Genomic DNA, 15,159 nt, shown 5'->3' with positions numbered 1-15,159 from the left:
ACGGCCTGTCGGCCGGCGAGCGCGCCGCGCTCGAGGCCGCGCTGCGCCATATCGCCGCGCGCGCCGAGGCCCTGGGCGCAGCGTCCGGGGGCGGACCGGACTGAAGCCCTTCGCAGCGCGCCGCTGCGGGCGGTTGGCGCGGCGGCCCGGCCTCGGCTAGCCTCACTGCCGAAACAGACGGGCGCCCGGCCCGACATTCGAGGAGGAGCGCACGATGCTCATGCGACGCCTGGCCACGGCCGCGGCCCTGGCCTTCATGGCCCTTGGCGGGACCGCCGCGCAGGCCCAGACCGGGGACCCGTCCTTCAACCTGGTGAACCGCAGCAACCGCACGATCTACGAGGCCTATGCCTCGCCCTCCTCGGACAGCAACTGGGGCCAGGACCGGCTCGGCACCAACGTCGTGCCGGCCGGGCGGTCCTTCGTGATCCGCCTGCCGCAGGGCGAATGCACCTACGACGTGCGCGTGGTCTATGACCGCCAGGGCGGCCCGGCCGAGGAACGGCGCAACATCAACCTGTGCAACGTGACCGACCTCACCTTCGATGGCCGCCAGGCGCAGCAGGGTGGGCAGCCGCCGCAGGGCCAGCAGCGCCCGCCTGGGCCGCCGCCGGCCGCCGCCGGGCCGACCGGCAACCCGTCCTTCAACCTGGTGAACCAGGGGCGCGCGACGGTGATGCAGGTCTTCGCCTCGCTCGCCACCGACCAGAACTGGGGTCCGGACCGCCTGGGCGCGGATACGGTCGCGCCGGGCGCGGTCTATCCGATCCGCCTGCCGGAAGGCCCCTGCATGTACGACATCCGCTTCGTCTACGACAGCGGCCAGCCGCAGGAACGCCGCAACGTGAACCTCTGCGAGGTGACGAACATCACCGTGCCGCTGCAGTAGCGCAGCCGGCATGCGAAGGGGCGGCCCCCGCGAGGGAGCCGCCCCTTTTTCATGCGCGCGGGCTCAGGCGGCGCGCGCGGCCGCCAGCGCCTTCCACACCGTCTCGGGCGTGGCGGGCATGTCGATGGTCGCCACGCCCGCATCGGCCAGCGCATCGACCAGCGCATTGATCACCGCCGGCGGCGAGCCGACCGCGCCGGCCTCGCCCGCGCCCTTCACGCCCAGCGGGTTGGTCTCGCAGGGCACCTCGATCAGGTCGACATCGATCGGCGGCAGGTCGTCCGCACGCGGCAGCGCGTAATCCATGAAGGATGCGCTGAGGAGCTGGCCGCTCGCGCCATCGAAGGCCGTGCGCTCGAGAAGCGCCTGGCCGATGCCCTGCGTCACGCCGCCATGCACCTGGCCCCGCACGATCAGCGGGTTCAGCGCATGGCCCACGTCATCCACCACGATGTAGCGCGGGATGGTGACGATGCCGGTCTCGGGGTCGACCTCCACCTCGGCCACGTGGCAGCCATTGGGGAAGGTGTGGGACTTGATCTCGGCGGTCTCCTGCGCGTCGAGCAGCGTCGCCTCGATGCCGGCCGCCGCGCGGCGGCGCTGCGCGGCCGCAAGGTCCAGGATGCCGACCGAGCGGTCCGTGCCGGCCACGGCGAATTCACCCTTGCCGGGCGTGAACTCGATGTCCGCCACCGAGGCTTCCAGATGCTCGGAGGCCGCGATCTTGCCCTTCTCGACCACGGAGGCGGTGGTCACCAGGATCGCCTGGCCTTCGGAATAGAGGCTGCGCGCGCCGCCGGTGCCCCCGCCATCGGGCAGGCTGTCGGAATCGCCCTGGCGGATGCGGATCTTCTCGATCGGGATGCCGAGCTCGTGGCTCGTCATCATGGCATAGGCGGTCTCGTGGCCCTGGCCGGTGGATTGCGTCCCGACATAGACATCCACGAACCCGTCATCGGCGAACTTCACGGCGGCGTTCTCGGTCGGCGAGCCGCCGGTGGCTTCCAGGTAGTAGGCGAGGCCGATGCCGCGCTTCCTGCCGCGCTTCGCGGCCTCCGCCCGGCGCGCCGGGAAGCCGGCCCAGTCGATCTTCTGCAGCGCGGTGTCCATCAGCGTGGCGAATTCGCCGGAATCGTAGCGCTGCCCCATGGCCGAGACGTAGGGCATGGCCGAGGACGGCACCATGTTGCGCCGGCGGATCTCGATGCGGTCGATGCCCATCTCGCGCGCGGCGGTGTCGATCAGGCGTTCGACCAGGTAGTTGCTCTCGGGCCGCCCGGCGCCACGATAGGCATCGACCGGCACGGTGTTGGTCACCACGCCGATCACCTGCGCGTGGATCGCCTGGAAGTCGTAGACGCTGGCCAGCACCTTGGTGCCTGCCCCGGTCGGGATGAAGGGCGCGAAGGTGTTGAGGTAGGCGCCCATCCCGGCCCAGTTCTTGGTGCGCAGCGCAAGGAACCTGCCGTTCGCGTCCAGCGCCAGCTCGCCGATGGTGATGTTGTCGCGCCCATGCGTGTCGGACTGGAAGGCCTCGGTGCGCTCCGAGGTCCACTTCACGGCGCGCTTCAGCTCGCGCGCGGCGAAGCAGGTCAGCACGTGCTCGGGGTAGAGGAACAGCTTCATGCCGAAGCCGCCGCCGACATCGGGCGTCACCACGCGGAAGCTGTCGGTGGGCACGTTGAAGATGTTCTTGGCCAGGATGTTGCGCACCAGCCAGGAGCCCTGGGTGTTGGTGGACAGCGTCCAGTGGCCGCGCGCCGCGTCGTAGTCCGCAAGCGCGGCCCGCGCCTCCATCGACGCCACCACCACGCGGTTGTTCACCACGCGCAGGCGCGTCACATGCGCGGCACCCTTGATCAGCGCATCGGCCTTGGCGGCATCGCCGACATGCCAGTCGAAGCAGGTGTTGCTCGGCGCGCTGGCCCAGATCTGGGGCTGGCCGGGCTGGGTCGCGGTGGCGAGGTCGGTGGCGGCGGGGAGGATGTCGTACTCCACCTCGATCGCCTCCGCGGCGTCGCGGGCCTGCTCGATCGTCTCGGCCACCACGAAGGCCACGGGGTCGCCGACATGGCGCACCACGCCCTCGGCCAGGGCGCGCCGCGGCGTGTCGGAACACGGCGTGCCGTCCACCGACTTCACCGGCGCCAGGCAGGGCATGTGCCCGAGCCCCGCCGCCGCCAGGTCCGCCCCGGTCCAGATGCCGAGCACGCCTGGCATGGCCTTCGCCGCCGCGGTGTCGATGCCGGTGATGCGGGCATGCGCATGCGGGCTGCGCAGCACATGGCCCTGCGCCTGGCCGGGAACCGCCATGTCGCCGGTGTAGCTGCCCGCGCCCTTGAGCAGGCGCGGATCCTCGACGCGGCGGATGGATTGGCTGAGTCCGAACTTCGCCATGCCCTGGGTCTCCCTTCGTGTGCTGCCCTGCATCATCTGCGATGCCGGGCGCCGATGGGAAGGGGGGTCAGGCGCCGCGCCGGACCAGTTGCTTCGTCTTCTCCCGCATCGTCTGGAACACCACGTAGAGCATCGGGATGACGAAGATGCCCACCACCGCGGCCCCGATCATCCCGCCGAACACCGCCGTGCCGACTGCGCGGCGCGACAGCATGGCCGCGCCGGAGGCGAAGACCAGCGGCACCAGCCCCAGGACGAAGGCGATCGAGGTCATCATCACCGCGCGGAAGCGCAGCCGTGCGCCCATGATCGCGGCGTCGCGGATCGACAGCCCCTCCTCGCGCTTCTCCTTGGCGAATTCCACGATGAGGATGCCGTTCTTGGCGGCCAGCGCGATCAGCACCACCAGGCCGATCTGCGCATAGATATCCAGCGGCATGTTCGCCACCAGCAGCGCCAGGAAGGCGGACAGCACGCCCACCGCGACCGACAGAAGCACCGGGATCGGGATGACCCAGGATTCGTACAGCGCGACCAGGAACAGGTAGGCGAACATCACCGCCAGAGCGAGGATGAAGACGGTCTGCCCGGAGGCGAGCTTCTCCTGGTAGGCGGTGCCGGTCCATTCATAGCCATAGCCCGGCGGCAGCACGCGGGCCGAGAGCGATTCCATCGCCGCCAGCGCATCGCCCGACGACACCCCCGGCCGCGGCGCCCCGTTGATCGAGATGGCGCGGTAGTTGTTGTAGCGGAAGATGGTCTGCGGCCCGACGCGCGTCTGCACGTCGGCGATGGCGCGCAGCGGCACCATCTCCCCGCGCGCATTGCGTACATGGATTCGCCAGATGCTGTCCACGTCGCGCCGGTCGGCCGCCTCGGCCTGCAGGTTGACCTGCCAGGTGCGGCCGAACAGGTTGAAGTCGTTGACGTAGAAGCCGCCCAGCGTCGCCTGCAGCGCGGTGAAAACATCCGAGATGCGCAGGCCGAGCGCCTGCGCCTTCTCGCGGTCGAGGTCGAGGAACAGCGTCGGGTTGGTCGCGTTGAAGGTGGAGAAGACCGCCGCCAGCCGCGGATCCTGGTTCGCCGCCACGATCAGCCCGAGCATGGTCGCGCCCAGCTCCGCCGGGGGTCGTCCCTCGTAGTCCTGCAGGATGTACTCGAAGCCGCCGCCGGTCCCGAGACCGATGATCGGCGGCAGGTTGAAGGCGAAGACATTCGCCGTGCGCACCGCCTGGCCAGCGCCGAAGACACGCCCGATTGCCGCCTGCACCGACATCGCCGCATCGGTGCGGTCGGCAAAGGGTTTGAGCCGCGCCACCAGGAAGGCGGAATTCGACTGCGCGCCGCCATCGATCAGCGAGAAGCCGACGATCGCCAGCGTGCCCTGCACGGATGGGATCGCCTTCAGGATCTCCTCGACCTGCACCACCGCCTCCCGCGTGCGGGAGACCGAGGCCCCCTGCGGCAGCTGCACCTGCACGAAGAAGGCGCCCTGGTCCTCCTGCGGCAGGAAGCCCGAGGGCGTGCGCAGCGACAACTGCCAGATGCTGACGAAGAACACGCCTGTCAGCAGGATCGACAGCAGCGAGACGCGCACCAGGCGGGTGACCGCCCCGGCATAGCGGTCGCGCACCCAGTCGATGCCGCGCAGCCAGCGCCCCATGAGGCCCGGCCGGTGCCCCCCGGCATGCTTGTGCGGGCGTAGGAACACCGCGCAAAGAGCCGGCGAGAGCGTCAGCGCATTGATCGCGCTGATCACCATGGCCGCGGAGATGGTGACCGCAAACTGGCGGAACAACTCGCCGGACAGCCCCGGGATGAAGCCGACCGGCACGAAGACCGACAGCAGCACCAGCGTGATGGCGATGATCGGCGCAGTGATCTGCGCCATCGCTTTCTTGGTCGCCTCGGCGGGCGTGAGGTGGGGCTCCTCCTCCATCACGCGCTCGACGTTCTCGACCACCACGATCGCGTCGTCGACCACGATGCCGATCGCCAGAACCATCGCCAGCAGCGAGATGGTGTTCGCTGAATAGCCGAGTGCGAGCAGGATCACGAAGGCGCCGATCAGGCTGACCGGCACCGCCACCGTCGGGATGATGGTGGCGCGCATGTTCCCCAGGAACAGGAACACCACGATGACCACCAGGACGAAGGCCTCGACCAGGGTCTTGATGACTTCCCGGATGGTATCGTTCACGAAGTCCGAGGTGTCGAAGAAGACGCGGTGGTTGACGCCCTCGGGGTAGCGCGTGCGCATCTCGGCCAGGGCGCGGCGGACATTCTCGGCCGCCGTCACCGCATTGGCGCCAGGCTGGAGATAGACGCCGAAGGTCACCGCCGGCTTGCCGTCGAAGCGGCTCTCGGTGTCCATGCTGGCGGCGCCGAGCTCGACCCGCGCCACGTCGCGCACGCGCAGCACAGAACCGTCGGGATTGGCGCGGATCAGGATCTCGCCGAATTCCTCGGGCGTGGACAGCCGCCCGCGGGTCTCGAGGTTGATCTGGAACTGCTGGTCGTCGGGCACCGGCCGCCCGCCGAGCCGGCCCACCGGCGCCTGCACATTCTGCGCCTGGATCGCCGCCACCACGTCCGATGGCGTGAGGTTCAGGCTGATCAGCCGGTCCACCTCGAACCAGATGCGCATGGAATAGTCCATGGCGCCGAACAGGTTCACCTGGCCCACGCCCGGCACGCGCGCCAGGCGGTCGATGATGTTGATGGTGGCGTAGTTGGACAGGAACAGCGGCGTATGCGCGCCGCTCTCGGAATACAGGAAGATGAACTGCAGCACCGCGGAGGACTGCTTGCGCACGGTCACACCCTGGCGCTGCACCTCCTGCGGCAGGCGCGCGAGCGCGGCCTGCACGCGATTGTTCACGTTGACGGTGGCAAGGTCCGGGTTGGTGCCGAGCTGGAACGAGACATTGAGGCTGTAGGACCCGTCATTGGCGCTGTTCGACCGCATGTAGATCATGCGGTCCACGCCGTTCACGCTGGCCTCGATCACCTGCGCCACCGTCTGCTCGATCACGGTGGCCGACGCACCGGGGAAGCGCGTGGTGACCGAGACCTGCGGCGGCACGATGTCCGGCAGCTGGGAGACCGGGATGCGCAGCATCGCCAGGAGCCCGGCCAGCGCCGTGACGATGGCGATGACGATGGCGAAGCGCGGGCGATCGACGAAGACGGCGGAGAACACGCGCGTTCAGCCCCGGCCCGGGGGCTGCGGCGCCGGTCTCGGCGGCTCGGGCGCCTGGACAGGCGCGGGGTTGACCGGCTGGCCCGGGCGCACGCGCTGCAGACCCTCCACCACCACGGTCTCGCCGCCCTGCAGCCCGCCCTCGATCACCGCGCGCTCCGGGGTGGATCGGCCGAGGGTGACGTTGCGCCGCTGCGCCACGTTGCCCTCGCCCACCACGAAGACGAAGGCGCCCTGCTGGTCCTGCAGCACCGCGGCGCGCGGCAGGGTGATGGCCATGACTGGCTCGGCACCTTCGACCGACACGCTGACGAACTGCCCGTCCACCAGCTCGCGCGGGGAGACGGTCGAGGCCTGGCCGCCCACCTGGCGGATCGGGTTGGCAATCAGCGCGCGCACCAGCACGGTGTCGGTGTTGCGGTCGATCTGGTTGTCGACGAAGTCGATCCGCCCGGCCTCGGGATAGAGCCGCCCGTCGGTGGTGCGGATGCGCACCAGCACCGCGGCCGGCCCGCCGCGCCCCTCGAAGCGGTTGCGCAGGTCGAGCGCGGTGCGCTGGCTGACCGCGAAGGCCACGCGCATCGGGTCCTGGCTGACGATGGTGGCGAGCGTGCCGGCATCGGGGCCGACCACGTTGCCCACCGCGAGGTTGGAGCGCCCGATCTGGCCGGCGATCGGCGCCATAATCTCGGTGTAGCCGAGGTTGATCTGCGCCACGCGCACCGCCGCCTCGGCCGCCAGCACATTGGCCGCGGCCGTGCGCTCCAGCGCCTGGGCGTTGTCGAGCGCGACCTGCGTGCCGGTGCCCGATTGCCGCAACTCGCGCGCGCGGGCCAGCGCCACGCGGGTATTCTCGAGCGTCGCGCTGGCGCCGGCGCGGTTGGCCTCGGCCTGCTCGACCTGTGCCTCGAAGGGCGCGCGTTCGAGCCGGTAGAGCACCTCGCCCTCGCGCACGTCGCCGCCCTCGCGGAACAGGCGCTCCTGGAGGAAGCCGGTGACGCGGGCGCGGATATTCACGCGGTCGGTCGCCTCGACGCGGCCGACGAATTCCGCGGTCTCGGTGACGGGCCGCCGCTCGGCCACCTGCACGCCGACCGCGGGCGGCCCCTGCGGGCCGAACTGGGCGGCGGCAGGCAGGCTCCCGGCCAGCAGCAGCGCAAGGGCTCCGGCAAGAGGGCGCAGCATCAGCATTGGTCCAGTCTCATTCCCCGCTCATGTCGCGTCGCAACATGCGGCGTCAAGCACCGTTACGATGACGCATGCGCTTCACGCATGGCATCGCGCCCCTCACATCGGCGCGAGGTCGCGCGTCAATGCGTCACGAAAACCGGGCAGGGTGCGGCACGCAGCAGGCGCCGCGTGGCCGAACCGGTGAACAGGGTGCGCAGGCCGGAATTCTCGAAGGCGCCCATGACCAGCATGCGCGCCGGCATGGCGACCGCCTCGGCCAGCAGCGCATCGACCGGGTGGCTGCCCTGGGTGCCGATCGCCTCCGCGGCACAGCCATGGGCGCGCAGGTAGCCCGCTGCGGGTTCGGCCATCGCCTGGGCCTCGGCGCGGTCCGGCATCACGGACATCACCCGCACCGGCACATCGCCGGCCAGGCCGAGCAATGCGAAAAGCTGGATGGCGCGCATCGCCGGGATCGATCCGTCATAGCCCACCAGCACGCCGCCGCCCTGGACCGGCGCGCCGGGCGGCACCACCAGCAGCGGGCGCGCGCCGTCATGCAGCAGGGCCTCGATCACCGGCGCCAGGCCGTCGGGGCAGTCCTCGAGCCCGAGCGTCGAATCGCGGCCGATGACGACCAGGTCGTGCGCGGCGCCGGCCGCCAAGAGCGCGGGTTCGGGCGCATCGGTCAGGCGCAGCCGGGTGAAGGCGGTGGCGCCGGCAGCCGCGGTGCAGGCGGCGAAGGCGGCGTCGGCCTCCTCCTCGGCGCGCTTCGCGCGCGCGGCATCGCGCCGCTCCTTGAATGCGGCGGCGCCGGGCGGCACGGCCTCATTCACGTCCTTTACATGCGGCCAGTCGAGAACGGTGGCGGCGGTCAGCGCCGCGCCGCTGCGCCGGGCGACATCGATCGCCAGGTCGCGGGCACGCTGCGCCCCCTCGGTATCGTCCAGCGCGACCAGGATGCTGCGGATCATGCGGGGGTCTCTCCTTGCCCGCCAGGATAGACGCGATCGCGCCTTGCGCGAAGATCAGCGCGGCCCTGGCAGCCGCAGGAACGCCAGGGTGCAGGCCACCAACGCCACCGCGAAGACCAGCAGCGCCGCGCCAATCCCGCCGGCCGCGGCCGCCGCGCCCGAGGCCGCCTGCAGCACCGCGGCGCCGCCGAAGAAGGATATGTTCATGGCTGAGAGCGCGCGCCCCACGCGTTCGGGCGGCACCGCCGCGCGCACCAGCGCGAAGCAGATCACCTGCAGCGAGATCAGCAGCCCGAATCCCGCCAGCAGCACGGCATCCGCGGCCACGCCCCAGCCCAGCGCGCCGCCCAGCACCATGAGCGCGATCATCGTGGCACCCCCGAGGTGCCCGGCCACCAGCAGGGCGCGCCGATGCGCCTGAAAGCGCCGTTCCAGCAGCCCGGCCACCGCGGGTCCGACGATCAGCGCGATGGTGCAGGCGAGCAGCACATGACCGGCCTCGATGCGCGGCAGCCCCTTCACCTCCATCAGCCATGGCCCGCCCCACAGCCCGCGCACGCCGAGCACGGCGGCGAAGGAGGCGAAGGCGATAACCACCGGCCCGCGGATCTCGCGCGACAGCGCGAGCGTCACGACGTCGCGCGCATCCTCCGCGACGCTGCGCCGCGCCTGCACCGGCGGCTGCCTGTCGCGCACGATCGCCGCCACCGCCGCCAGCGCGCCCAGCGCCAACAGCGCGCAGGCGGCATAGCCCGCGCGCCAGCCGGCCCGATCCACCAGCAGCGCCAGCGGGCTGGCGGACAGCAGCATCCCGGTATTCCCGAAGGCCTGGATCACCCCGCCCCACAGGCCGAATTTCTGCGACGGCAGGTTCTTCGCGGCATAGGTGATGGGGCACATCAGCATGCCCGAGCAGCCCACCCCCAGCACGACCTGCGCGCCAAGCATCGACCACGGCCCGGTCGCGACGGCGCCGAGCAGCGAACCCACCGCCGCCACGGCCAGAAGCGCGATCGCCGTGCGCTTCACGCCATAGCGATCGAGCGCCACTCCCACCGGCAGCATCGCCAGCGCGAAGGCCGCCGGGAAGGCGCCGGTCAGCGCGCCCAGCCCCTCCGCCGACAGTCCGAGGTCGCGCTGCAGCACATCCGCCGCCATGGCCGGCACCGTGCGCACCGCGTTGGAGAAGACATGCCCGAGCGCCAGCGCCAGGACCGACAGGCCGAGCAGGTCCAACCCGTCAGTTCCTGAACATCTTGCCGGGGTTGAGGATGCCGCGCGGGTCGAGGCTGTGTTTCAGCCCGCGCATCACCGCCAGCGCCTCGGACCCGTGCTCCTGCTCGAGGAACTCGCGCTTGCCCATGCCGATGCCGTGCTCACCCGAGCAGGTCCCGCCCAGCGCCAGGCCCTGGGCCACGATGGCGCGATCCAGCGCCCAGGCGCGTTCCAGCCCCTCCTGGTCGCCCTCGGGGAACAGGATCAGGCAGTGGAAATTGCCGTCGCCCACATGCCCGACGATGCAGGAGGTGAGGCCGGAGGCGAGCGCCGTCTCCTTCGCCTGCACCACCGCCTCCGCCAGGCGGGAGATCGGCACGCATACATCGGTGGTGATGCCGCGATGCCCGGGCTTGAGGGCCACCGCCGCCCAATAGGCATCGTGCCGCGCCTGCCACAGCCGGTTGCGGGCCTCCGCATCGGTCGCCCAGGTGAAGCCTTGCGCGCCGAGGTCGCCGGCGATCGCCTCGACCGATTCCGCCTGTTCGCGCACCGACGCCTCGCTGCCGTGGAATTCCAGGAACAGCGTGGTCAGCGGCGCGAAGCCTTCCAGCTTCGAGTAGCGGATGCAGGCCTCCATCTGGTCCTCATCCAGCAATTCGATGCGGGCCACGGGGATGCCGGACTGCATGACGGTGATGACGGTCTCGACCGCCGCCGCCAGTGTGGGGAACTGGCACACCGCGGCCGATATGGCCTCCGGGATGCCGTGCAGCCGCAGCCGGATCTTCGTGATGACGCCGAGCGTGCCCTCGGAACCGATGAACAGCCTGGTCAGGTCGTAGCCGTTCGATGCCTTGCGCGTGCGCCCGCCGGTCTCGATCACGCGCCCATCGGCCAGCACCACCTCGAGGCCCAGCACGTTCTCGCGGATGGTGCCGTAGCGCACCGCATTGGTGCCCGAGGCGCGGGTCGCGCACATGCCGCCGATGCTGGCGTGGCTGCCGGGATCGACCGGGAAGAATAGCCCCTTGTCGCGCAGGAAGGCGTTCAGTTCCTGCCGCGTCACGCCGGGCTCGATGAGGACATCCATGTCCTCCTCGTTCAGCTCCAGCACCGCCTTCATGCGCGACAGGTCGAGCGAGATGCCAGCGCGCACCGGGTTCACATGCCCTTCCAGCGATGTGCCCGCACCGAAGGGCGTCACCGCCACGCCATGTTGGTGACACAGCGCGAGGATGCGGCTGACCTCCTCGGTGGTCTCCACGAAGGCGACGGCGTCGGGCAGGGTCGGCGTGGTGGTGTCCTCGCCACGCGAATGCTGTTCGCGCACGGTCCGGTTCACGCTGAGCCGATCGCCCAGGAAGGCCCGCACGGCGGCGATCACCGCCTCGGCCGGGGTGGTGGTCATGGTCGTCACTCCTCCCGCCGCAAGGGTCCTGTCAGGCAATGCGGGCCGCCGCCGCCGGCGGCGAACAGCGAGAGATCGGGGTCGAGCACCTCCAGCCCCTCCGCGCGCAATGCCGCGTTCAGCCGGGCCGACCCGCGTGCCGAGATCACCCGCCCGCGCCCCAGCGCGAGGATATTGCATCCGAGCGCCATGGCATCGCGATAGGGCACGCCGATGCAGCGCATGCCGTGCCCGGCCAGCCAGGCGACGAAGTCCGGATCGAGCACGTCGAGGCACGCCACCGCGAGCCCGGGTGCGGCCATGCAGAACAGCACGTCGAGATGCAGGAAGTGCTCGTCGAAGACCTCGATGCGCACCTCCCAGCCCTCGGCGCGCAGCCAGCCGGCGAATTGCTCGGCCCCCGCAAGGTCGGTGCGCCCGCCCGAGGCGCCCACCACCGCCACGCCGGGCTTCAGGATATGGATGTCGCCGCCTTCCAGCGTGCCCGCGCTCGACTTCCGCCAGAAGGCGCCGCCGTGGAAGTCGATCACGCCGGCATACTCGCCGCGCCGCTGCGGGCGTTCGAGCTGGCACAGCACCGCGCCCCAGGGCGTCACCACCGCGGAATCGCGCGTATAGACCATGTAGGGAAGGTGCGGTTCCGGGCGCAGCACATGCACGCGCGCGCCACCCTGGCGCAGCGCAGCCACCAGTTCGCCATGCTGCGCCGCCAAGGCCAGCGCCGAGGGCTGCTGCGCGCCGGCCAGCGTGCGTCGCACGATGCTGTTGGTGGGGATCCAGCGATAGTGGTCCGGCGGGCAGACCAGCACATCGGTCAGCACGCCGGTCTCGGAGGAGACGGTCCAGTCGGCCATGCGGCGCACCCTGCCGCGCGCATGGCGGCCCGTCCAGCCGCGCGTTTGACGCGCCCCGGACCCCGTCCTAGCGTCCTGCCATAGCAGCCAAGCAACGGAGAGGAAGCGGCGCCATGGCGAATGCGGTCAAGGAAGCGTGGAAGGCCGGCCGGGCCGTGGTGAACGGGTGGCTCGCCATCCCGAACGCCTTCTCCGCCGAGATGTATTCCAGGTGCGGCTGGGACAGCGTGACCGTGGACATGCAGCACGGCGTGCAGGACTACCTCTCCTGCGTGGCCTGCTTCCAGGGCATCCAGCCCTCCGCCGCCGTGCCGATGGTGCGCGTGCCGTGGAACGAGCCCGGCATCGTCGGCAAGGTGCTGGACGCCGGCGCCTACGGCGTGATCTGCCCGATGGTGAACACCGAGGAAGAAGCCCGCGCCCTGGTGCAGTACTGCAAGTACCCGCCCGCCGGCACACGCTCCAACGGACCGATCCGCGCCGGCGCCTACGGCAGCAGCGGCGGCTATCAGAAGACCGCGAACGACGAGATCCTGGTCATCCCGATGATCGAGACCAAGACCGCGATCGAGAATATCGAGAAGATCCTGGATGTGCCGGGCATCGACGGCATATATGTCGGTCCGTCCGACCTGTCCTTCTCCTATGGTCTCGAACCCAAGCTCGATGTCGAAGACCCCTTCATCCTGGGCATCTACGACAAGCTGCTGGCCGAGACGGGCAAGCGCGGCATCGCCGCCGGGCTGCACAACGGCTCGCCTGCCTATGCCAACCGCATGATCAAGAAGGGCTTCAAGCTGGTCACCATCGCCAACGAGGTCGGGTTGATGGTCCAGGCCGCGACCGCGGCGGTGAAGGCCGCGCGCGGCTGAGACGGACCGGCGCGGGCATGACCCCTCCTGGCCGCGCCGATTTCCGCTTCTTCCATCCGCATCGCGTCCGCTACGTCGAACTCGACACCCAGGGCATCGTCTTCAACGCCCATTACCTGACCTGGTACGACGAGGCGGTGTCGGACTACGTCCGCGCCGCCGGCTGGGACTACCAGGCGGAAGTGAAGGCCAGCGGTGCCGATTTCCACGTCGTCCGCGGCCTGGTCGAATACAAGGTCGCGATCGGCCGCGCGGCACGGCTCGAAATTGGGGCGCGCTGCACGCGCATCGGCCGCACCTCCATCGCCTTCCAGCCCGCGGTCTTCGCAGAGGGCGCCGATACGCTGCACGCCACCGGCGAGATCGTCTGGGTGCTGACGGACCAATCCACGCGCCGCCCGGTGCCCATCCCCGACCGGCTGCGCGACCTGCTCGCTGGCTTCGAGCGGCAGGACTTCTCCCCCCCCCGCCCTGAGGCCCGCCATGGACACGGACTACCTCGTCATCGGCGCCGGTTCCGCGGGCTGCGTCGTCGCCGCGCGCCTGTCGGAGACCGGCGCACGCGTCACGCTGCTCGAAGCGGGGCCGAAGGATCGCCATCCCTGGATCCATATCCCGGCCGGGATGCTCAAGCTGTTGCAGAACCAGTCGCTGATGAACTGGGGCTACGTAGCCGAACCCCACCAGGCGGTGAACGGGCGCGAGATCCGCTGGCCGCGCGGGCGCACGCTGGGCGGGACATCGTCCATCAACGGCATGCTCTATGTCCGCGGCAATCCGGCGGATTTCGACATCTGGGCGCAGATGGGCTGCCGCGGCTGGTCGTGGGCCGACGTGCTGCCCTTCTTCCGGCAGTCCGAGACCTACCGCAACGGCGGCGACCCCGCGATCCGCGGCACCAGCGGCCCGCTCCAGGTCGAGGACTACCGCACCATCCTGCCGCTGACCCACCGCTTCATCGAGGCCGCGCAGCAGGCCGGCCACCCCTTCCGCGCCGACCTAAACGGCGCGGAGCAGGAAGGGGTCGGCTATTCGCAGATGACGCGCGTGGGCCGCTGGCGCGGATCGACCGCGCGCACCTACCTGCGTGCGGCGGGCGGGCGCGTGCGCGTCGAGACCGAGGCCCAGGTCGCCCGCCTGCTGTTCGACGGCCGCCGCTGCACCGGCGCCGAATTCCGCCAGGGCGGCGAGATCCGCCGCATCACCGCGGCGCGGGAGGTGATCCTCTCCGGCGGCGCGGTGAATTCCCCGCATGTGCTGCAGGTCTCGGGCATCGGCCCCGCCGAGCATCTGCGGTCGCTCGGCATAGAGGTCCTGGCCGACATGCCCGCGGTCGGCGCCAACCTCCAGGACCACTACGTCTCCCGCGTGCAGCACCGCGTGCGGGACAGCCTCAGCACCAACCAGCTCGCGCGCGGCATCCGGCTGGTCGGCGAGGTCGCGCGGTTCTTCCTGCGCGGCACTGGCGCGCTGACCTTCGGCGTCACCACCGCGCAGGTCTTCGCGCGGTCGCGCGAAGGCCTCGCCAGCCCCGACCTGCAATTGCTGTTCACGCCCGCCTCCTACGCGCTCGGCCAGTTCGGCGTGCTGGAGAAGGAGCCGGGCATGACCTGCGCGATCTGCCCGGTGAAGCCGGACAGCCGCGGCACGGTGATGGCGCGCTCGGCCGACCCCTTCGAGAAGCCCGCGATCCGCCCGAACTACCTCTCGGCGCGATCCGACCAGGCCCTTCTCGCCGCCGGCATCCGCATGGTGCGCGACATCTTCGCGCAGCCGGCCATCGCGCCCTTCAGCGTGCAGGAGATCCTGCCCGGCCCGGGCGTGGCCTCCGACGACGAGCTGCTCGCCTTCAACCGGCAATACGGCACCACGATCTACCACCCCGTCGGAACCTGTCGCATGGGCGAGGGCCCGGACGCGGTGGTCGACAGCCGCCTGCGCGTGAAGGGCTTTGCGGGGCTGCGCGTGATCGACGCCTCGGTGATGCCCACGCTCACCACCGGCAATACCAATGCGCCGACCATCATGATCGGCGAGAAGGGTGCGGCGATGATCCGCGAGGACGCGGCCGCGTAGCGCGCGCTACGCCACCCGCGCCAGCGCCCGCACCGCCACCGTCACCGCCGCCAGGTCGCGCACCGCCGCGGCCTCGCGCACCAGGGCGGCGGCCTCGGG

The 15,159-nt window shown here is 70.7% G+C and carries 10 protein-coding genes and 1 pseudogene; 4 read left to right on the top strand and 7 right to left on the bottom strand.

The genetic code is table 11. The features are described from left to right. Positions 1-214 precede the first annotated feature (214 nt). Positions 215-889, top strand: coding sequence for a hypothetical protein (locus tag HW578_RS13390; protein ID WP_198371045.1), 675 nt, complete (start codon positions 215-217; stop codon positions 887-889). Positions 890-952: 63 nt separating this feature from the next. On the opposite strand, the gene HW578_RS13385 is transcribed toward HW578_RS13390, so the two are convergent. The 7 genes from HW578_RS13385 to HW578_RS13355 all read right to left on the bottom strand — a co-directional run bounded on the left by HW578_RS13385 (position 953) and on the right by HW578_RS13355 (position 12,112). After that, complete coding sequence (locus tag HW578_RS13385) at positions 953-3,286, bottom strand: xanthine dehydrogenase family protein molybdopterin-binding subunit (RefSeq protein WP_198371044.1); 2,334 nt, start codon at positions 3,284-3,286, stop codon at positions 953-955. A 67-nt stretch (positions 3,287-3,353) separates the two neighbouring features. Then, positions 3,354-6,488, bottom strand: a complete 3,135-nt coding sequence (locus tag HW578_RS13380; RefSeq protein ID WP_198371043.1) for an efflux RND transporter permease subunit — start codon at positions 6,486-6,488, stop codon at positions 3,354-3,356. A 6-nt stretch (positions 6,489-6,494) separates the two neighbouring features. Then, positions 6,495-7,679, bottom strand: coding sequence for an efflux RND transporter periplasmic adaptor subunit (locus HW578_RS13375; RefSeq protein WP_232478940.1), 1,185 nt, complete (start codon positions 7,677-7,679; stop codon positions 6,495-6,497). Positions 7,680-7,798: 119 nt separating this feature from the next. Continuing rightward, positions 7,799-8,632 carry a universal stress protein gene (locus tag HW578_RS13370; protein WP_198371042.1) on the bottom strand — a complete coding sequence of 278 codons (834 nt, stop codon included), beginning with the start codon at positions 8,630-8,632 and terminating at the stop codon, positions 7,799-7,801. A 54-nt stretch (positions 8,633-8,686) separates the two neighbouring features. Beyond that, positions 8,687-9,868: an MFS transporter gene (locus HW578_RS13365; RefSeq protein WP_232478939.1), complete on the bottom strand. Its 1,182-nt coding sequence runs from the start codon at positions 9,866-9,868 to the stop codon at positions 8,687-8,689. Between the two features lie 4 nt (positions 9,869-9,872). Continuing rightward, positions 9,873-11,258, bottom strand: coding sequence for an FAD-binding oxidoreductase (locus HW578_RS13360; RefSeq protein ID WP_198371041.1), 1,386 nt, complete (start codon positions 11,256-11,258; stop codon positions 9,873-9,875). 5 nt (positions 11,259-11,263) lie between these two features. Beyond that, positions 11,264-12,112, bottom strand: a complete 849-nt coding sequence (locus HW578_RS13355; protein WP_198371040.1) for a dimethylarginine dimethylaminohydrolase family protein — start codon at positions 12,110-12,112, stop codon at positions 11,264-11,266. A 113-nt stretch (positions 12,113-12,225) separates the two neighbouring features. On the opposite strand from HW578_RS13355, the gene HW578_RS13350 reads away from it, so the two are divergent. The 3 genes and pseudogenes from HW578_RS13350 to HW578_RS13340 all read left to right on the top strand — a co-directional run bounded on the left by HW578_RS13350 (position 12,226) and on the right by HW578_RS13340 (position 15,060). Next, entirely contained in the window at positions 12,226-12,984 is a 759-nt protein-coding gene (locus tag HW578_RS13350; RefSeq protein ID WP_198371039.1) for an HpcH/HpaI aldolase family protein, read from the top strand. A 17-nt stretch (positions 12,985-13,001) separates the two neighbouring features. Further along, a pseudogene (locus tag HW578_RS28435) lies at positions 13,002-13,352 on the top strand (acyl-CoA thioesterase); the annotation flags it as partial. A gap of 115 nt (positions 13,353-13,467) precedes the next feature. Continuing rightward, positions 13,468-15,060 carry a GMC family oxidoreductase gene (locus tag HW578_RS13340; protein WP_198371038.1) on the top strand — a complete coding sequence of 531 codons (1,593 nt, stop codon included), beginning with the start codon at positions 13,468-13,470 and terminating at the stop codon, positions 15,058-15,060. Positions 15,061-15,159 lie beyond the last annotated feature (99 nt).

The sequence above is a fragment of the Roseomonas rosulenta genome, from assembly GCF_016106005.1.
GTDB classification, from domain to species: Bacteria; Pseudomonadota; Alphaproteobacteria; order Acetobacterales; family Acetobacteraceae; genus Neoroseomonas; species Neoroseomonas rosulenta.
Note: the sequence above shows the minus strand (reverse complement) of the source record. Positions and strands in the feature narration are given on the sequence as shown.